Below are 19,068 nucleotides of genomic sequence, written 5' to 3'. Positions count from 1 at the left end.
ATGAGTCCCCCCGTCCGGCCACCGGCGAAGGCGGGGCCGCTACAACGACTCGGCGGGCCGATGTGGAAGGCGTGGAAGGAGGTGTGGGGCTGACCGCCCTCCTGGTCGCCGCGGCCCGGGCGATCGAGACCCACCGCCACGACAGTCTGGCTCAGGACGTGCACGCTGAACACTTCGTACGTGCCGCCCCGGCGTGTGTGGACTGGCCGGTACGCATCGGACAGGTCCCGGAGGGGGACGACAACCCGCTGTGGGGCAGGTTCGCCCGCTACTTCGGGCTGCGGACCCGGGTCCTCGACGACTTCGTCCTGAGGTGGGTCCACGAGGGCGCCCGCCAAGTGGTCCTGCTGGGCGCGGGGCTGGACACGCGTGCCTTCCGGCTGGACCTGCCGTCCGACTGCGTGGTCTTCGAGATCGACAGGGCGGGCGTGCTGTCCTTCAAGCAGCAGGTCCTCACGGACCTGTCGGCCGCCCCGAGGACGAAGCGCGTCCCGGTACCGGCCGACCTGCGCGAGGACTGGGTCACCGCGCTGACCTCCAGTGGCTTCGCCCCGGCCGCACCGAGCATCTGGCTCGCCGAGGGGTTGCTCTTCTACCTTCCGGGCCCCACCGAGACGTACCTCATCGACACGGTGGACCGGCTGGCCACCGGGGGCAGCGCCCTGGCCTTCGAGGCCAAGCTGGAGAAGGACCTGCTGGCGTACCGCGACAGCGCGATCTACACGGCGACGCGGGAACAGATCGGCATCGACCTGCTCGACCTCTTCGACCTGGGACCGCGCCCCGACACGGCGGGCCGCCTGACGGTCAGGGGCTGGTCGACGTCGATGCGCACGCCCTTCGACTTCACCCGCCGGCACGGACGCGGCCCCCTCCCCGAGCCGAACGACGCCCTCGAAGGGAACCGATGGGTCTTCGCCCACAAGCCCGGGCCGTGACGTCCGCCGGGCCGACGGCGTGTCCCGGGACGGCAGACCCCGCCCCGGGACGCCCGCGAGCGGGCCGTGTCAGACGGCCGGTGCGCCCACCAGTCGGTCGCCGGGGATCCCGGCCAGGTCCGGTGCGTAGTAGTCCTCGATGCCGGCGGCCCACGTGGCCACGGTGATGCGGTCCTCGGCGTCCGGGTCGAAGGCGTCGAAGAGCGCGTCGATGTTCGTCTCCTCGAACCCGATCGCCGTCATCAGCGACATGAAGAGCGGGCGCTCGATCAGGCCGTCCCCGTCCGGGTCCCCGAGTACGGAGAGCGCCTGGGCGAACTCGGTGATCGTGGGGCCGAAGCGCTCGGGGTCGAGCACGAAGGGGCGGAACTCCTCGACGGTGATCACGCCGTCGCCGTTGGCGTCCAGCTCGGTGGCCAGCGTCGTCCAATAGCGGCGGAACGAAGCCCGGATGGCCTCTTTGGCACCGGCGTCCGATGCGACCGCCGCCTCCAGAACACGTCCCGTCATCAGGTCGAAGTCGCCGGAGTCGATGACTCCGTTGCCGTTGACGTCGAAGAGGGAGAAGACCAGCTCGACCCGCTTGGCGGCCTCAGTGCGCATGTCCGTCACCTGTCTCGTGCGGCCCGTCGGTTCCGGGCACGGCTCAATGAGTTCTTCCACGTAACCGCGCTGGAGGGAGGGGCGTGACGGTGAGGCGGCCGTCGTTACCGGAAGGAGTGAGTTTGCCGACCATCAGTCCGGGGCGGCTCGTCCCGGGCACCCGCGAACCAGGGTGATGCCCTCCGCGTCCCCCCGACGGCGCGTACGCGCTCCTGCCAGACGACACCGCCGTCGTCGGACTCGACGGCTCCGCCTCCACCATGCGCTGCCGGGCCCTGATACCTCACGGTCCACGCGCGTACGCCTGTGCCCCCACCCTCGGGTCCGCCTGCTAGAAGAAGCCGAGCTTCTTCGGCGAGTAGCTGACCAGCAGGTTCTTCGCCTGCTGGTGGTACGGCAGAGGCACTCCTCTGACCAGCGAAAAGAAGGAAAGCTGCGGATGCTCGGAAGACGCTGGTCCGAGAATGGTCCGGATCTTGGTCGATGGTCACCAGTGGGGCCCAGGGCTCTTGGTCCTGCCGAGGGCGTGCGGAGCGGCACGCTGCTGCCGGCCCAACGCTGACGGGGGCGACGAACGTACTGGGTGCCTGAGTTGTGTCCGGGCAGGTCAGGACTGCTTTGGGGGTGGTCTGATCACGTCGCCAGGGCGGGTTGTGCATGTGGGCGACGGCCTGGACCGCGTGACGGAGGCCGTTGCCGCGCCGGCGGTAGACGCGGAGGATCTTGTAGTGATTCATGCGGGCGACGGCGTGCTCGACGCGGGCCCGCACTCTGCGGTACTCGGCGTTGTCCTCGCCGGGGAGGAGGGCCCTTTCGCACGCCTTGTTCCGACCCTGCCCCTGTGCTGTCATGGTCGCCTTGTGACCAGGTGCGGGGGAGGCTGCAGGAGTGCTTGGGGGCTTACGGGACGCGTCGCCCCGGGCCGTCGGTCCCTATCGGATCGTCGCCCGGCTCGGATCTGGCGGCATGGGCGAGGTGTTCCTCGCGGCAGACGAACGGCGGCCGCCGCAGCGAACCTTCGTCGCGCTGAAGACCGTGCACGGTGACCTCGCGGACGACGAGGGCTTCCGCTCCCGCTTCCGGCGCGAGATCGAGACCGGGCGGGAGGTGTCCGGCCGGTACACGGCGCGGCTCATCGACGGCGACGCGGACGGTGCACCCCCGTGGCTGGCCACCGAGTACGTGCCGGGACCGAACCTGGAGGAAGTGGTCCGCGGCGGCGGTCCGCTGCCGGAGCCGGCGGTGCGCGCCCTTGGCCGCGGTCTCGTCGCCGCCCTGCGCTCGATCCATCACGCGCGGGTCCTGCACCGCGATCTGAAGCCCGCGAACGTGCTCCTCACGAAGGCCGGTCCCAAGGTCATCGACTTCGGCATCGCCCGTGTCTTCGGCGCGAGCACCATGACCGCCACCGGAAAGATCGTCGGGTCGCCGGGGTTCATGTCACCCGAGCACGTGGCGGGCAGCGAGCACGTCGTCGCCGCCTCGGACGTCTTCTGCCTCGCCTCGCTGCTCTGTTACGCGGCCACGGGACGCGGCCCGTTCGGCGACGGCCCCCTTGCCGCCGTCCTGTTCCGCATCGCCCGGGCCGAGGCCGACCTGACGGGGCTTCTGCACGGGCTGCGCGAGGTGCTCACACCGTGTCTGGCGCAGGACGCGTCGAGCCGTCCGGACACGGCCGAGCTGGCCCGCCTTCTCGCGGACGAAGATCCCGCGGACGCCGACGGCGGGGGAGCGGCGGACGTCCCGTGGCCCGCACACGTGATCCGTGACCTCGCCCTGCGTGAAGCCGCACTGGAAGAGCTGGACGCCCGGTTGGGGGACATCGCCGCACCCGGTCTGCACGACCTGCCGACCGTGACCGCGCCCCGCCGGGCCGGCGCCGTGGGCCGGCGGTGGCCGTCGTGGCGTCCCTGGCGCTTCTGGCCGGTGCCGGGCTCGGCGGGACCTACGCGACCGGACGGTGGCCGTGGCCGCAGTCGCGCGGCCTGGCGACCCCCGGGCCGTCCGCCTCACCGTCCGGGGCCGGAGGCAGTACCGCTCCGGCCGCCGCACAGGCTTCGTACGTGGACGAACTCGGCGGCCCCGACCGGGGCAGGAGCTTCGACGCCGCGCCCTCGCTGCGCCCTGCGGGCTGGCGGCCCTGGACCGTGCACCTCCCCGCGGGCCCCGTGGCCTGTGCCGCCGACCACTCCGTCATGGTGTGCCGGCTCGCGGACGGCAGCACCCAGGCGCTCCGGCTGAAGGACGGCGCGCGGACCTGGCGGGTCCCGCCGGCGAAGGCCCCAGAACCCGGTGCCGCCGCCACGGGCCCCGTCCTCGCCGGCAGCGTGGTCGTCACCGCCGAGGAGGGTCGGCTCCGGGCCCGTGCGACGGCCGACGGGACGATCCGGTGGGAAAAGCCGCTGTCCGGACGCCCGTTGGGCCGACTGCTCGGCGTGGACACCACCGTCTACGTCAACCGCGACGACTCCGACGGCGTCCACAGCGACGCGTACGCACTCGCTGACGGCCACCGTCGCTGGACCCGGCCCGTCGCGCGGAAGACCCGCGGGCAGGCCGAACGGCAGGGCGTCCTCGCGTACGCACCGGACCAGCTCTACGTCAACGGTGAGGAGGGCCTGACCGCATGGAGCCCGGCCACGGGGAAGACGCTGCACGAGGCGCCCTCCGGCGGGACCGGGTCGGGAGCGCCCGACACCCGGTACTGCCCCGATCCGCGGCTTTCCGCCGGTGAGCTGGTGTGCCCGGACCCCGACGGCCGGGGGATCCACTTCCGGGCGGCCGAGGGCCTGACGACGAGCTACTCGAGCGGGCGGTTCCGGCTCGCGGGGGACGTCGCGGTGCGGGACGCCGTGTTCGGTCCGGCCGCCCTGGGCAGCCCCCTGGTGCTCGAACTGCCCGCCGAGAGAAGGGTCGTGCGGGTCCATGACGCTGTCTACAACGGGCTGTCCGAGCTGACGACGGTGACCGCGATCCCGCGCGGCGACGACGGCCGGCCGGCCCCACTGGCGCCGCCCGTCGCGATCGGCGATCGGATCGTCTACGCGGACAACGCCACCCTTCACGTGGTGCCCCCCGAGGACGAAGGCCGGCCGCTCACGGCACCGGTGCCCGGCGCCCCCGGCAACCGGGCCGCCGACACCACCCCCGCTCGTCCGGGCACCCGCCGTGCTCCGTCCCTGCTCTCGGTCGGCGGCATCGTCCTGCTCGGCTACTTCGACGGCACCGTCCGCGCGCAGACCCTTCCGGAGCGCTGAACCAGCGATCCGTTGCCGACCTGACACACCACCGAACCCCCGATGCGCCGCCGCATCCCCGGAGAACCTGGAGTCGTCGTGCTGGAGCCCCTGGACGCGTCCGCCGTCCGCCGTGTCGGCCCGTATGTGCTCATCGGCCGGATCGGCGCGGGCGGCATGGGCACGGTCCATCTCGCCCGGCGGGCGGGCACCGCCGGCCCGGCCGGTCTCGCGGCGGTCAAAACCGTCCGTGAGGACGCGTGTCTCGACGCGGAGTTCCGGCTGCGTTTCCGCCGGGAGGCGGACGCGGCCCGTGCCGTACGCAGCCCGTTCACCGCCGTTCTGCTCGACGCGGCACCGGACGCCGGACCTCCGTGGCTGGCCACCGAGTACGTCACCGGCCCTTCGCTCGCCGAGGCGGTCACGCGGCACGGGCCGCTGCCCCTCGACGTCGTCCGGGCCCTCGGGGCCGATCTCGCGCGGGCCCTGCGCGCGATCCACGGGGCGCGGATCGTCCACCGGGACCTCAAGCCCGCCAATGTGCTCTGCGCCGCGGCCGGTCCCAAGGTCATCGACTTCGGCATCGCCCGGGCCTTCGACGGCACGGTCCTGACGGCTGCCGGCATGGTCGTGGGCACCCTGGGCTTCATGTCTCCGGAGCAACTGGACGGCACGGGGTCCGTGGGTCCCGCCTCCGACGTCTTCAGCCTGGGCGTGCTGCTGTGCTGGGCGGCCACCGGGCGCGGCCCCTTCGACGACGCCGAGCCGGCCGCCGTGATCGCCCGGATCGCCGAGGGGCACGCCGACCTCCGGCTCGTACCGGACGGCCTGCGGGAACTCGTGGGTGCCTGCCTGGCCGTCGCCCCGCACGCACGGCCCACGACGGACGCCCTGGTCAGGGCGTTCGACCCGCGGGCCGCCGGGGAGCGGCCGGGGGCGCTCTTCGCCCGTTCCGAGGAGCCGTTCCCGTGGCCTGCCGGGGTGCGGGAGCTGATCGGCGCGTACGAGGCGAAGACGCGTGAGGTCGTGGCATCGGCGCCGCTGGTCCCGGCTGTGCCCTCCGCCGCCGTGCCGGTACCGGCGCCGCCGGACGTGCCCCCGCGGCGGAGCCGTACGCGCGTGAGGGTGGCGGTGACCGCGGTGGCCGCGGTGCTCGCGGTGACGGCGACTCTCGTCGGGGTGCGGCTGCTCGCCCGGGACGACGGCGACGGCAAGGGAACGGGGGCGGCACCGAGTCCGTCGACCGCGGTACGGCCCACCGCGCCGCCCGATCCGGTCGAACCCATGGCGAACGGGGGCAACCTCGGCGCGATCACCTGGGCCTACCCCGAGCCGGGGACGCGGGGAGCGGAGCGGCCGAAGGGCTGGAAGCCGTGGCACGCCACGGCCGGGGCCCACGTCGACGGGTGCGTGCTCGGCGTGGACCTGCTCGTGTGCAGTGACAAGGAGGGAGTGGAGGCCCGCCGTCCGGCCGACGGGAAGCTCGTGTGGCGGCACACGGCGCCGGTCCGCGCGGGCGGTGCGGTCATGACGGCGGGCCTCTCCGGGGACCGGGTGTACCTCCCGGAGGGCGGGGGCGTCCTCGTCGCGCGGCGCTCCGACGCCCGGCCGCTGGCCCACTGGCCGGGGGCGGCCGGCTTCCTGCCGGAGCTGGCGGTCGCGGCGGGCGGCAGGGTCTACGTCGCCTACGAGGGCGCGGGGGGAGCAGGGCTGCCCGGGGAGATGCTGTTCCGCGCCTATCGGGAGAGCGACGGCCAGAGGATCTGGGAGACCAAGGTCAAGGAGGCGTACCCCAACAGCATGACGCCGGCGGCCGGCCGCCTGTACCTCACCGGCCCCGGGGGAACCTGGCAGTTGGACCAGCGGGACGGTCGGCTGCTCGTCGTCGGGAGGCGAACCGGCACCGACCTGGTAGGGCCGGACGGGACCTTCTACAAGTGGATGAACGACGACACGACACAGATTCGGGACGGGGGCACGCTCCGCGTACGTGGCGGCTTTCCCGGCCGGCCGCTGACGGCCGACGCGAGCACGGCGGTCAGCCTCTACGAGACGCAGACGGAGACCGGAAAGCTCAGGGAGCTGATCGGGAGCCGTTCCGGCGACGGGACGGTGCTGTGGCGCACGCCCTGGGACGCGACGGGCTTCATGGACCGGGGCCAGGCGCTCGTCGTCGGGCGGCGGCTCGTGCTGATCAACGGATCGGGGGTCGAAACGCGGTCACTGACGGACGGCGCGCCGATCGCGTTCGAACGGCCTGCTTCCTGGCCCGACCTGTCCGACCCCGAGGTGCCGCTGACTCTGGTCGCCGGCGACGTCGTCTTCGTCGTCAAGGACACCGGGCTGTGGTCAGTGCGCCTGCCCTGACCCCCGCCGGGCTGGGTCGCGGGCCTGATCCGAGGCAAAGGGCGGCTTGGCGTCGTGTTCGTGCGGCCCGGCCAGGGCACGAGAGGCTCGTACTACCCGCGGGCGCGCATCTCGTCGGCGGCAGCGTCGGGATCGAAGAGGAACGCAGAGGAGGCCGATCTCCGGCCCGGGGAGCGTAAGAGCTGCGCGCGCACCTGGCTGCGTGATGCTGCCAAGAGGCCCGAAAGGCGACCGAAGCCCCGAACGTCGAGGCCCACCGGAGCGACCTGGACACGACGCGGTCCGAACTGACGGAGGCGGCCAAGATGGTACGCCTCGCCCGCGACGTCTCCCGCGACTGCCTGGACAAGATCGTCAAGTGAGCGCTCCTGGGAGGTCCTCGGCGCTCGGTGGCCGAAGCATGCTCTGCCGCCGAACGCCGGAACGAGCCGCGTTGAGGTGTGGTACCAGTGCCGCGTCCCCCGGACCGGGTACGCCGGATGGCTGATGCGCAGGCGGCCGCATGTCTCCTCTGGGCTACGTGTGACATCCGAGTAGAAAGGCTCCTGAGGGCAGAGCAAGAAACGCTCGGGAGGTTGGGCGGAGACTCACCCACAACCTGTTCCGACCATCTGACGGTGACCATGGCTGTCGTCTCTCCGGACGGGCAGACCGTGGTCGAGACGCGTTCCGCAGCCACTGCCGAGGATGACGACCCGGTGATTGTTGACAGCCGCTGCGCGCCGCCGAATAGCGCACCCATCGTCTGGACCCTGCTGCGACGTGCTGGCGAATTGCGGCGACCGAGGACTGTGCGTCACGGCGATCGGCGATGGCATGAGGGCCGACGAGGGTCGTCGGCCAGGGCCGCGACCGGTACGGCTTCCACGCCCATTTCGCCGACGATATGAGATGCGCATGTCGGCGCGGTGGCGCTGGTACCCCATGCGGACTGTGGTCGCTTGACCAAGGAGGTGACCGGCTTCTGGCCGGAAGCGGGGGGCGGGTAGCTGATCAGGCGAGCCGTTTGAGGACGGCTTCGACGGCGTCGACGAGGACATCGCCCTCGGTTCCGGGGCGCCTGATCAGCCCGAGTTCGACTTCGGGGAGCACGGGAAGGCCGTGTACGGCGGTGCCCGGTTCGACGGTGGCCGGAAGGAGGGCGGCCGCGCCGAGGCCGGCGCGGACGGCCGCCCGGACGCCGGGCACGCTGGTGCTCTCGAATGCGGTGCGCCAGCCGCGTCCGGCGGCTTCGAGGGAGTCGAGGAGCGGTTGGCGCCAGCGGCAGGGCTGGGAGAAGAGGACCAGGGGGAGAGGGTCGAGGGTGATGTCCAGGCTGGGGGCGGCGGCCCAGGCCATAGGGAGGCGCACCGTCCACCGGGGTGGCTCGGGGAGATAGGACGGGTCGCACAGCGCCAGGTGTATGCGTCCTTTGTCATATGCCTCGCGGAGTACGGGGCCGGGGCCGCTGATCAGCTCCAGGGTGGCCCGGGGGTTCATGCGGGTGAAGTCGGCCAGGGCCTGAGGGAGTGGCGCGGTGGTGAGGTCTTCGAGCAGGCCCACGCCGCAGTGCCCCTGGATGGCCGGGCCGGTGGCGCCGAGTGCCTGGGTGGACAGGGCCAGGATGCGTTCGGCGTACGGCAGCAGCGCCTCGCCGGCCTTGGTGAGGGTGACGCCGGTGGCGGCGCGGTGCAGGAGTGGCTGTCCGACGGTGCGTTCCAGCCTGCGCAGTTGCTGGCTGAGCGCGGGCTGGCTGTGCCCGAGCGCGGTTGCGGCGCGGCTGATGCTGCCGGAGCGGGTGCAGGTGACGAAGACCCGCAGCTGTGCCATGTCCAGATCCGATCCCATAAGCAGACGTTATGAGGGATCTCCGAGATTGGCCAGTTCCTTCTGGCCTCGTGGGCTCGTAGCCTCAGCCGCATGTTCTACCACCACGTCGATGTCTTCACCGGCCTGCCCTACAGCGGCAACAGCCTGGCTGTCTTCCCCGACGCCGCCAAGCTCAGCGGCCCCCAGATGCAGCGGATCACGCAGGAGCTGCGCCACTTCGAGTCGATCTTCCTGACCCCGGACAAGACGTCGGGGAACTCGGTCTGGCAGGCGCGGGTCTTCGACCTCATCGAGGAACTGGACTTCGCCGGGCACCCCGTCATCGGGGCTGGGTGTGTGCTGCACGCCCTGCACGGTGCCGGCGAGGAGGAGACGTGGATGCTGCGCTTGAAGGCCCGCACCGTGGAGGTGACCACGAGGCGGCTCGGAACCGGACGGTACGCCAGCGTGCTGGATCAGGGCCGGGCCGCCTTCCTCGGCCGCCCCGAGCCCTCGGACGCGAAGGACCTGGCGTCCTTGTTCGGCCTCGACGCCAAGGACCTCGATCCGGACCTTCCCCCGGAGGTCGTCTCCACAGGGCTGCGCTACCTGGTGCTCCCGGTCCGCGAAGGCGCCCTCGACCGTGCCCGCATCACCTCGGACATCAGCTCACGACTGGCGGACCTCGGCGCCCAGTTCGCCTACGTCCTCGATGCCGCCGCTCTGGAGGCGCGGCACTGGAACAACGACGGGCTGACCGAGGACGTGGCCACCGGCAGCGGAGCCGGCTGCGCCGCAGCCTACCTGCGCCGTCACGGCTGCATCGGCGACGGCGAAGCCGTGACCCTGCGCCAGGGTCGGTTCACCGGACGCCCCAGCGAGATGACCATCAGCGCCCACGGCCACGGGGAGGACATCCACTCCGTGCGGGTCGGTGGCGAGGTCTCCTTCGTCGGCGAGGGACGGCTGGAGGTGCTGCCTCAGTGAGCGCCGCGACCCGGCAGACGGTACAGGCGATTCCGGCATACGTCGGGCCGGACACGATCCGCGCGCTCGTGGGGTACGAGGACGTCGTCGAGGAAGTGGCGGCTGCGTTGGCCGACTTCAGCCGCGGACTGGGCGACTCGCCTGTGGCGGTGTTCGCGCCGGCGGGCCGGGACGGCGACGTGCACGTGAAGTCGGCCTGGCTGCCGGGCCGTTCCGTCTTCACGGTGAAGGTGGCCACCTGGTTCGCGGAACGTGCCCGGCGTGGCGGCACGCCGGGAGCCGGTGCCGTCGCCGTGTTCGACGCCCGGACCGGGGACCTGCAGGCCGTGCTGGAGGACGAGCACCACCTGTCCGACATCCGCACCGCGGCCGCCGGCGCGCTCGCCGCGCGCACGCTGGCCCGGCCGGACTCCGCCGTAGTCGGCGTGCTGGGTACCGGAGTTCAGGCGTATCTGCAGATCCTGGCGGCTGCCGACGAACTGCCGATCCGCGAGGCGAGGGTCTGGGGCCGCCGCGACGAACGCGTGCGCCGCCTGGCCGCCGCGCTGGTCACACGCCGCCCCGACCTGCGGGTGACCCCGGTGGGCACCGCCCGGCAGGCGTGCGAGGGCGCCGACGTGCTGGTGACGGCCACCGCCAGCACCGAACCGCTGGTCGACGCCGAGTGGCTGGCTCCCGGCCTGCACATCACCGCCGTAGGAGCCGACGACCCGACCAAGGCCGAACTGTCCCCGTCCTGCCTGTACCGCGCCGACCGGATCGTGGTCGACAGTCGCGCCCTCACCGCCGTCCACGGAGACCTCGCGCGGGCCCAAGCGGCCTTCCCAGAGCCCGCGGAACTCGGCGAGGTGCTTGCGGGGTCGGCACCGGGCCGCGAACGGGCCGACGAGATCACCGTCTGCAAGCTCATCGGCCTGGGCGTGCAGGACCTCGCGGCGGCCCAGGTCACCCTGGACCTCCTCCGGGGCACGGGCCCGCAGCGCAGTCGGCCACCGGCCTGTGCGACGGACCTGCACTTGTCCAATGCGCCACGGCAGGGAGGGCAGCGGCGGCATCCGGCTGTGGGCTGCCATGACCCTGACGCAGCTTGATCCCGAGGCCGGGCATGCCGCGCTCACTCACCTCGTACACGCCACGGACCTCGCAGAGCCACATCTCACCGTTGTGGGGTACCCCGGATGTCTTCGCAGACAGACATTCATGACTCTGGGAGTCGCTGGCCCGTTCGTTCCCCGCCCCTCCCGAAGCCCCTGCCGCTCACGGCGGGGGCTTCGTCGCAGTGAGTGATGCGTGAGACGTACGACGAGTCGGAGGCCGCGGGCCGGCTGCGGGTGCCGGTCGCGGCGTGGCGCCGGGCCACCGGCTCGGGCCTGGTCCCGCCTGCCGACGCCGGACCCCGCCTGTGGTCGCGGGCGGTCGTCCTCGACCGTCGGCAGCAAGACCCGCGGCTACGACGCCGGGAAGAAGATGAACGGCCGCTAGAGACACCTGGCCGTCGACACCCTCGGCCTGCCCGTGATCATCACGGTGACGCCCGCCAGCATGACCGACCGCGACGCAGCCCGCGAACTCCTCTGGGGCCTGCGTCTCACCCAGCCGCAGATCACCCAGGTCTGGGCCGACTCCGCCTAGGCCGGCCAGCTCGTGAACTGGCCCGACGACCGCCTCTGGACAACCCTGCGAACCGTGACCCGCCCCCGCGGGGCCAAGGGATTCATCGTCCTTCCCCGCCGCTGGAAAGTCGAACGCACCATCGGCTGGGTCATGAACGCCCGCCGCAACGTCCGCGACTACGAACGCCTCTCACAACACTCCGAAGCCCAACTGAACGGGGCACTCATCACCGTCATGACCCGCCGCCTCATCCCGTAGAGGTCGCGCCGGTCACTGGGCGAGGAAGCCACCAGCAGCCCGTTGACGGTGGGGTCTACCCAGCCGGTTCGGGTCGTAGTCGCAGCAGCCGTCCGCCGAGTAACACCGCGCAGGCCGCGACAGAAAGCAGGCCGCCGGCGAGGAAGGCGCCCCGCACCTCGGCAAGCGGCAGGATCAGTCCTCCGAGCGCGGCGCCGGCCGCGATGCCGGCGTTGTAGGCGCCGGAGTTCGCCGCGAGCGCGATATCCGTGCGACCTGGAGCACAGTGCAGCATCGCGTTCTGGGTCGTCATGAACACCGGCCCGACGGCACCGCCCATCAGCACCAAGAACACCACCGCTGCCACCGGATCGGTGCCCGCCACGTACAGGCCGAGCAAGCCCACCGCCTGAGTGGCCACGGCAGCGGCCAGCGCGGCATGCGGAAACCGATCCAGCACGGCCCCAGTGACACTCACCCCGAACAGACACGCAACACCGAAAGCCATGAACAGAACGCTCACAATGCTGGGAGGAAAGCCGCTCACGTCGCCCAGGAACCTCACGATGTAGGTGAATCCCGCGAACGCCCCGGCAGCGGACAAGGTTCCGGCCGCCAGCACGATCCCGAACCGCCGGACGTCGGGACTGACTCCGTAGGCGGCGTCCTCTTCCTCCGGCCGTGACGTCGGCAGCAGAACGGCGATCGTCGACAGAGAGACGATCCCCAGACCTGCAAGCACGGCGACTGGCACCCGCCAGTCGCTGAGACGGCCCAACCAGGTCCCGGCGGGCACACCGATCACAAGTGCGAGCGAACCAGCGACGGACAGCGCCCCGACCACACGCCCACGCACCGCGGGCGCGAACAGCCCCACCGCGACCGGCCCCATCACGGCCCAGAACAACGCTTGAGCGAGCGCGGTCAGTAGCCGTGCCATGAGAAGCAGCCAATAGGAAGTGGTCAGCGCGGCAGCCAGACTGGACACGACCAGCGCGGCCAGGAGTCCCGTGAGCACGTAGCGCCGGGGCACTGCCCGCATGACGTGGGCGAGCGGCAGAGACGCAACGGCCACCGTCACGCCATAACCGGTAACCAGAAGACCGACCGCTGACACCGATACCCGCAGGCTTTCGGAGATGACCTCCAGGAGGCCGATAGGCAGGTTCTCCGCAGTGTTGAAGGTGAAGGCGGCCAGCATCAGGGCGGCAAGCACCGTCGGCCCGTGCCATGAAGCCGGTCGTGGCGCGACCATGCCGCCTTTTCCCGACCTCGCCCGTTGCACCTGCTCCGTGGCACCGTCCATGGAGGTACCTCACCGGGTTCACCGGACCACCGCAACCCCAATTCATCTGCCCCACGAACGGAGGCGACCTTCGGGATCCTCCATTCGCCCTGGGTTCAGAACACCTACTCAGCAGCGCCCGGACGACTGGCTTCGTTGCGACAGGACAACAGCCGTGAACATCTGCTCTCAGTTCTGACCCATGCAGCCAGGCACCCCGCCGACGGCATCCGCTGCACCGCGCCCACGTCCTGAACGCCCTCGCGTACAAGTTCCAGGTCACTCCTCGGTGCTCCCCTGCCCATCGCCGATGGCGACGCGCAGAGCGTGCACGCCCCGAAGGACGTCGACCATGGCTTCCGCCACGCCGCCCAGAGCCTTCCGGGTGCCCTGCACGCCGCCGTGATCGGCGTGCAGCTGAGCGGCGAGCGCAAAGGACGCCGCGATCACGGCGATCAAAGACGCGTCTCGCCCTGGACCTGGTTCGCCCTCGTCCGCCGCCGAGACCTGCATCGCCGTGCGTTCCAGCCGGTTCGCCAGGACGTTCGCCGCAAGGCCGGAGTCTGGCCCCACCTGCTGGCCCCGGCCCGTCACGGCGTCGAAGACGTCCTCGATCTCCCCCGCCCCGGCCAACCGCGTCGACACGCCTTTGTCGACGGCGGCCGGCAGCCGCCAGGCCGTCGGCGTGGAGGCCACCGGGCCGAACACCTCGCCCTGGTCCCGCAGCGCGGCCAGATCCGCGATCGCCTCGCCGCCGTCAGCCACCATCACCGCGCGGTCGGCGGCGGTCCGGCCTGGGGCTTGACCGGTGCCGCGTCGCCGAAGCGGCCTCAGCGCGGTGGAGTACGCGCTGGTCAGCCCGGTGGCATCGGCGAGATGGTAACCCTCATGGTCCGCCGGCTTGTCGGCGTATCCGTAGTGCCCTTCAGGGTGCTCACCGTGGTCCGGCTTGCCGGGGCCTTCGTCATGCCCGTGGTCCGGGCCGTTGTAGTCCGGGCCGCCGTGGTGCGGCCCGCCGGGCTTGCCGCCGTTCGTGCCGGCGACGTTCCCCCCGGTGATGGACCCACCGGTCGTGTTTCCGGCGGTGCTGCCCGACGTGTTTCCTCCCGTGGTGTTCCCGGAGGTGTTGCCGGCGATGTTCCCCGAGGTGCCGCCGCCCACCAGGGGAGGCAGCTCCTCCGAGGGCAGCCAGCCCACGGACACGGCATCGACGAGGGCGTGGTGGTCGCGTTCGTTCCGCTCGGCGTAGGCTTCCGTGAACGTCGCGAGTGCTCGGTCGAACGAGTCGCCGCCGGCCAGTACGCGGCGATCGCGATGCCGTCGCCGGACCGCGCGTGCCACGGGCCGGCGCGACCCCGCGCAGTTCGCCGAACGCCTGCATGCGTCTCGGATTCATCCTCTCTGACAGGGCGATGCCCTCCAGTCCCGCAGATGGCGGACGTGGAAGTCGCGCTTCCTGCCGTCGATCCCGTCCACCCGCTCCCAGCCGAGGAAGATGCCGCTGGTGGACTGCATCAACCGTTGGCCGGAGACGACGCGTTCCCCCTGTGGGTCCTGCCCGTGCTGCTGCACGGGTGGATCGCGTCTCCCCGTGGACGGCGGCCGGGCTCGGAGTTCCCCTCCAGCCCTGGGGCATGGTCGCCGCAGGTGCTGCGACCGCGGAGCATGCCAAACGTGCCACTCGCGCGCGGCTTGTGGCTGGTGGGAATCAGCATCTGCCAGCTCGTGGGAGGAGGTCACATTCCGCGTCGGCGATTTCCCGGAGCAGCTTCCACACGGGACGTCGAATGCTGAGCCTCGTACCACGACGGGGCTCAGCACGCCGGCGCCTTACGGTCAGTCGATGGCGAACCAGCCGCGGACCTGGGCCTCGTGGTCGACGAAGCGCTCGCCGGAGACGTCGACGACGACCTTGTCGATGGTGCCGCCGGTGAAGCGGAACGGCGCCTGGTAGTCGGCGGTGACGGGCGAGGCGTCGTCGCGTCCTACGCAGATCCCGTCTCCGACCAGGCAGAAGTAGCCAGGCTGGGTGACGATGTCACCGCTGCCCACCGGCTGGTCGTCGACGTAGAGGGTGAGAGTTCCCGCTGCACCCGGCATCGCCGGATCGGCGCTGCGTCCGTTCGCGGCGAACTCGGCCGTCAGTACGTGTCTGCCCTGTGCGATCTCCCGGTCGGCGACCACGACTTGCAGGTGCGTGCCCACCCAGTTGAAGGCGTAGTGCAGGCGGTGGTTCTTGACGTAGAGGCTGTGGCCGCCGGCGATGCCACCATGGGCGTACAAGACGCCCTCGGCGTCGGCCGACTCGATGTCGACCCCGGCGGCGATGGTGTACGACCGGCCGCTGATCACGACTCCGGACTGCTCGGGCACCGAGGCGGTGTCGGGGTAGTAGATGTAGCGCTCTCGTGCTGGGGTGCCGTGCGGACGCTCGGCGAGCGTCTGTTCGAGGGCGGTGCGGTCATCCAGCGGCAGCCCGTTGAGGCGGCCCGCGTAGTAGTACCACAGGCTCTTGAGCGTCTCGAGCCGTTCCGGTTCCTGTGCCGCCACGTCCCTGGACTGTGCGCGGTCCCGCGTGAAGTCGTAGAGCTCCCACTTGTCATGGGCGAAGTTGCCCCAGCCGCTGAGGGGCGGGTGCACGGTGCAGGCCAGCCACCCGTCGTGGTAGATCGAGCGCTGCCCCAGCATCGCGTAGAACTGGGTCTGCTTTCCGGGCGCGGCGGGGTCGGTGAGCGAGGCCGCGAAACTCTCACCCTCGATCGGGCTCTGCGGGTACCCCTTGAGCACGTCGGGAGGATCGACGCCCAGTAGGTCGTAGAGCGTGGGGACGACATCCACCGCGTGCACGTACTGGTGGCGCACCTCGCCCCGCGCCGTGAGCTTGGCGGGCCAGGCGACCAGGCACATGTCGGCCACGCCGCCCTCGTAGCCCGCCCAACGCTTCCAGTACGGGAACGGGGTGTCGAACGCCCACGCCCAGCCGGTGTTGTAGTGGTTGTACGAGGTTGGGCTACCGAGCTCGTCGATGTGTTCCAGGGACAGCTCGGTCGGCGTGTCCAGGCCGTTGAAGAACCGCCACTCGTTGAACGTGCCGTCCGGTCCGCCCTCGCCGCTTCCGCCGTTGTCGGAGACGGCCACGATGATCGTGTTGTCGAGTTCGCCGGCCGCATCGAGGAAGTCGATCACCCGGCCGAGCTGGTCGTCGCTGTAGGAGACGTAGCCGGCGAAAACCTCGGCCATCCGGGTGAACAGCCGCTTCTCGTCGTCGCTGAGTGTGTCCCAGGGGCGAACGGTGTCCAGCGTCGGCCACGGCTGCCCGTCCGGGCCGGTCGCCTCCGGCTCGCCATGGGGGTTGATCGCGGACAGCTCGGTGTCCTCGGGCAGCAGGCCGAGGTCCTTCTGGCGGCGCAGGATCTCCGGCCGGATCGCCTCGTAACCCTGGTCGAACACGCCCTTGTACGCGTCGGCCCACTCCTTGAAGACCTGATGGGGCGCATGGGCCGCGTCTAGTGACAGGTACATGTAGAAGGGCTTGTCGGGATCCACGACCTTGGCGTCGCGAATGAACTGGATGGCCTTGTCGGACAGGTCCTTGGCGATGTGGTATCCCTCTTCGGGTGTGGCCGGGGGCTCGACCTGGTGGTTGTCGTGAACCAGATCCGGATACCAACAGCTCGACTCGCCGCCGAGGAAGCCGTAGAACCGCTCGAACCCGCGCCCCAACGGCCAGCGGCCCTTGTACGCCGCCATGCTGGTCTCCTCGCCAGGGGTGAGGTGCCACTTGCCGATGCAGTACGTGTTGTAGCCGCGCTCGGCCAGAACCTCCGAGATGAACCCGTTCTCGAACGGGATGCGCGTGGAGATCCCAGGGAAGCCGGAACTGAACTCGGCGATGGTGGCCATGCCGTTCGACGTCGCGTTGCGGCCGGTCAGCAGCGAGGCCCGGGATGGGGAGCACAGCGCGGTGGTGTGGAAATTCGAGTAACGCACGCCCATGTCCGCGATCCGCGACATCGTCGGCGTTCGCACCGGACCGCCGAAGCATTCCATCGTCCCGTACCCCACGTCGTCCCAGGCGATCACCAGCACGTTCGGGGAACCCCGGGGTGCCTTCGGGGGCAGGAACGGCGCCCAGTCCGGCTCCGAGTCGTGGATGTCGAGGGCGATCTTCCCCTTGAAGTCCTTCGCCATGGCCTTCTCCTCGGCTGATCGGCGCCCACCGGGGCAGTCGCCCATGTGCTCTGCACGTCAGTCCTGCCAGAGCGCGCATACCTAGCCCTGAGACACGGTTCGGGGCCTGACTCGGATGGGCCTCACGACGGGGCCGCAGATCGGGCCGGGAACGCGGCTCCGCCGTACCCGTCAGGGGCCTGGCTTCTGGAACGAGGTGGTCTCCCAGGCGGCGTCGTGCCGCAGGTCTCCCGTTGCCGGATGTGTTCGGCCTCCTCCGAGGAAACGTCGTCGCCGAGCCGGGCGCCCTGGTCGGAGACTCCGTATCCAGGCTGCCATGACGGAGGCCAGGCAGCACCTCCAGGCCTGCCCGATGGACCCTTCGTCTCGGCCTGCCCTGCGGCACACAGCGTGTCGAGGACTGTCGCCTCTGGTGATTGCACCTTCGCGGCGGGCGGCCGAGGTGTGTGGACGGAGGCCGATCACGGCGCTCCGGACCTGCGGTCAGCTCGTGCTTTGCCACAGCGTCGAGCAAGCCGATCAGCAGGGCAAGAACGGATACGACCGGACGAAGAGCAGCTGCGCGTACGCGTGAGGCCCGGTAACCACAGCCGGACCATCGTGCCTTTGTGAGTCCGTCGCGATTCCGGCTACAGGCCTTGCCAGGGAGCTCGCCGGCCCGAACAGTGCGCGACAGCTCATCGTCGAGCCGTTGAGATGAACCATGTACGACCTGGACTCCTTCGCAAAGCAGGAATACGGAGAAGCAGCCGATCACAGGGCGCGAGACACTCCTTCGGGCGGACCCGGGCCTGCCCCGAACGGCAGACGACCGGTGGCCGAGGAGGCGACGAGTGCGCCCCAGGCGAACATGTCCCTTCAGGGCCGGCGGTGCTGGTGTGGTGGGACTCGGGGCTGATCGAGCCGGGGTGCCGGTCATCACGCCGGTTCGGGCCACGAGGCGCCGTCGGCGGCGTGGGCGATGCCCAAGGCAAGGACACCGGGCCGGCAGAGGCGAGGACGGCGCTCTGCGGATGCGTCGTGACCGGCGCGGATCCCTTGTCGGCGCGCCAAGGGAACCGCTCGGCAGACGTCCAGCTGGTTCTTGGTCTCCTGGTGGTACTGGAGTTGCGAGGTGCTGGCCTGCGGAGAGAGTGGCGTTGGCGCTCCCGATGAGCGAGGTGGTCCGGATCTTGGTGCCTTCTCGGGGCAGGGCGTCAATCGCGAGGAAGAGCTTCGCCGTGGTCCAGCGGGCGTGGGATGGTCTTGCTGTGGTGGAACTTCGTGGGCCGCGCGGACGAGGAGATCCGGGAGGCGAGGGAGGCCTGGACGACGGGTGACCGCTTCGGAACGGGGGAGGGGTACGACGGCGACCGCCTGGACGCCCCGGAGCTCCCGGCGACCCACCTGACGGCCGCTGGACTGGGCCTTTCCCCTCGTGGCCGATGCCCGAAGGAGGTTCGCTCGGCCATACCTCCGACGTTCGACGCGCCACCGGGAGGGGGCGTTTCGCAACCCCTCACCGTGACGCAGCTGCTGGGGTGTGCTTCTACGATGTGCTCGCGCCCGATCAGGTCTGGTCGGCCGAATGCTGACCTTTTGCTGACACTACTGACGCACAGCTGGTCAGGAACAGGATACGGCTGGGATAGACCGGGAGTTCCGACGCAAGTCGGCTGCTGCGATGGATGAGGCCGTCGAGAGGCGCCTGACGGGCAAGAGCCCGGGCCAGGCGCCTCTCTCTGTGTCCCTAGGAGCTGTACGGAGTTCGGATCTTCGTGAGGCTCGATGGTGTGCGGGCCTGGGCTGGTAGAACTCGCGTGTGGCGCGTTTTGATGTGACG

11 protein-coding genes and 3 pseudogenes are annotated in these 19,068 nt (G+C 70.9%); 7 read left to right on the top strand and 7 right to left on the bottom strand.

Features of this window, described 5'->3' with window-relative positions:
* The first annotated feature begins 62 nt into the window (after positions 1–62).
* A complete protein-coding gene (locus ACFYX3_RS32395; RefSeq protein ID WP_389021361.1) occupies positions 63–938 on the top strand; it encodes an SAM-dependent methyltransferase in 876 nt (291 codons plus the stop codon).
* Positions 939–1,007: 69 nt separating this feature from the next.
* Here the strand turns inward: ACFYX3_RS32395 and ACFYX3_RS32390 are convergent, their stop codons facing one another.
* Together ACFYX3_RS32390 and ACFYX3_RS32385 are read right to left on the bottom strand one after the other, a co-directional pair.
* Positions 1,008–1,541, bottom strand: coding sequence for an EF-hand domain-containing protein (locus ACFYX3_RS32390; RefSeq protein WP_389021058.1), 534 nt, complete (start codon positions 1,539–1,541; stop codon positions 1,008–1,010).
* A gap of 650 nt (positions 1,542–2,191) precedes the next feature.
* Positions 2,192–2,422, bottom strand: a pseudogene (locus ACFYX3_RS32385) (IS5/IS1182 family transposase); the annotation flags it as partial.
* A gap of 7 nt (positions 2,423–2,429) precedes the next feature.
* Here ACFYX3_RS32385 and ACFYX3_RS32380 point away from each other — a divergent pair.
* From ACFYX3_RS32380 to ACFYX3_RS32370, 3 genes are all read left to right on the top strand, one after another.
* Entirely contained in the window at positions 2,430–3,782 is a 1,353-nt protein-coding gene (locus ACFYX3_RS32380) for a protein kinase (protein WP_389021054.1), read from the top strand.
* Entirely contained in the window at positions 3,737–4,798 is a 1,062-nt protein-coding gene (locus tag ACFYX3_RS32375) for a PQQ-binding-like beta-propeller repeat protein (RefSeq protein WP_389021051.1), read from the top strand. The genes ACFYX3_RS32380 and ACFYX3_RS32375 overlap by 46 nt, the downstream gene beginning before the upstream one ends.
* Before the next feature lie 78 nt (positions 4,799–4,876).
* Complete coding sequence (locus ACFYX3_RS32370; RefSeq protein ID WP_389021048.1) at positions 4,877–7,144, top strand: serine/threonine-protein kinase; 2,268 nt, start codon at positions 4,877–4,879, stop codon at positions 7,142–7,144.
* Between the two features lie 993 nt (positions 7,145–8,137).
* Here ACFYX3_RS32370 and ACFYX3_RS32365 read toward each other — a convergent pair.
* Positions 8,138–8,971, bottom strand: a complete 834-nt coding sequence (locus tag ACFYX3_RS32365; RefSeq protein ID WP_389021044.1) for a LysR family transcriptional regulator — start codon at positions 8,969–8,971, stop codon at positions 8,138–8,140.
* Between the two features lie 72 nt (positions 8,972–9,043).
* On the opposite strand from ACFYX3_RS32365, the gene ACFYX3_RS32360 reads away from it, so the two are divergent.
* The 3 genes from ACFYX3_RS32360 (at position 9,044) to ACFYX3_RS32350 (ending at position 11,791) form a co-directional block, all read left to right on the top strand.
* Positions 9,044–9,919 (top strand): PhzF family phenazine biosynthesis protein, encoded by an 876-nt coding sequence (locus tag ACFYX3_RS32360; RefSeq protein ID WP_189801171.1) that lies wholly within the window; start codon positions 9,044–9,046, stop codon positions 9,917–9,919.
* Entirely contained in the window at positions 9,916–11,010 is a 1,095-nt protein-coding gene (locus tag ACFYX3_RS32355) for an ornithine cyclodeaminase family protein (protein WP_389021038.1), read from the top strand. Before ACFYX3_RS32360 ends, ACFYX3_RS32355 begins: the two co-directional genes overlap by 4 nt.
* A 595-nt stretch (positions 11,011–11,605) precedes the next feature.
* Positions 11,606–11,791 (top strand): hypothetical protein, encoded by a 186-nt coding sequence (locus tag ACFYX3_RS32350; RefSeq protein WP_389021034.1) that lies wholly within the window; start codon positions 11,606–11,608, stop codon positions 11,789–11,791.
* 55 nt (positions 11,792–11,846) lie between these two features.
* Here ACFYX3_RS32350 and ACFYX3_RS32345 read toward each other — a convergent pair whose 3' ends face one another.
* The 4 genes and pseudogenes from ACFYX3_RS32345 to ACFYX3_RS32330 all read right to left on the bottom strand — a co-directional run bounded on the left by ACFYX3_RS32345 (position 11,847) and on the right by ACFYX3_RS32330 (position 17,246).
* Positions 11,847–13,025 carry an MFS transporter gene (locus ACFYX3_RS32345; RefSeq protein WP_389021358.1) on the bottom strand — a complete coding sequence of 393 codons (1,179 nt, stop codon included), beginning with the start codon at positions 13,023–13,025 and terminating at the stop codon, positions 11,847–11,849.
* Positions 13,026–13,676: 651 nt separating this feature from the next.
* Positions 13,677–13,931: pseudogene (locus tag ACFYX3_RS32340) on the bottom strand (IS1380 family transposase); the annotation flags it as partial.
* 300 nt (positions 13,932–14,231) lie between these two features.
* Positions 14,232–14,603, bottom strand: a pseudogene (locus ACFYX3_RS32335) (DUF2252 family protein); the annotation flags it as partial.
* 288 nt (positions 14,604–14,891) lie between these two features.
* Positions 14,892–17,246, bottom strand: coding sequence for a sulfatase-like hydrolase/transferase (locus tag ACFYX3_RS32330; RefSeq protein WP_389021031.1), 2,355 nt, complete (start codon positions 17,244–17,246; stop codon positions 14,892–14,894).
* Positions 17,247–19,068 lie beyond the last annotated feature (1,822 nt).

Source organism: Streptomyces sp. NPDC002463, assembly GCF_042889835.1.
GTDB lineage: Bacteria > Actinomycetota > Actinomycetes > Streptomycetales > Streptomycetaceae > Streptomyces > Streptomyces nymphaeiformis.
This window is presented reverse-complemented; position numbering and strand designations above follow the sequence as displayed.

What these genes read in the sequence shown, in the direction of transcription:
- ACFYX3_RS32360 (WP_189801171.1), top strand. Translation starts at nt 9,044, where the DNA reads ATGTTCTACCACCACGTCGATGTCTTCACCGGCCTGCCCTACAGCGGC.
- ACFYX3_RS32375 (WP_389021051.1), top strand. Translation starts at nt 3,737, where the DNA reads ATGGTGTGCCGGCTCGCGGACGGCAGCACCCAGGCGCTCCGGCTGAAG.
- ACFYX3_RS32330 (WP_389021031.1), bottom strand. Translation starts at nt 17,246, where the DNA reads ATGGCGAAGGACTTCAAGGGGAAGATCGCCCTCGACATCCACGACTCG.
- ACFYX3_RS32345 (WP_389021358.1), bottom strand. Translation starts at nt 13,025, where the DNA reads ATGGTCGCGCCACGACCGGCTTCATGGCACGGGCCGACGGTGCTTGCC.
- ACFYX3_RS32365 (WP_389021044.1), bottom strand. Translation starts at nt 8,971, where the DNA reads ATGGGATCGGATCTGGACATGGCACAGCTGCGGGTCTTCGTCACCTGC.
- ACFYX3_RS32390 (WP_389021058.1), bottom strand. Translation starts at nt 1,541, where the DNA reads ATGCGCACTGAGGCCGCCAAGCGGGTCGAGCTGGTCTTCTCCCTCTTC.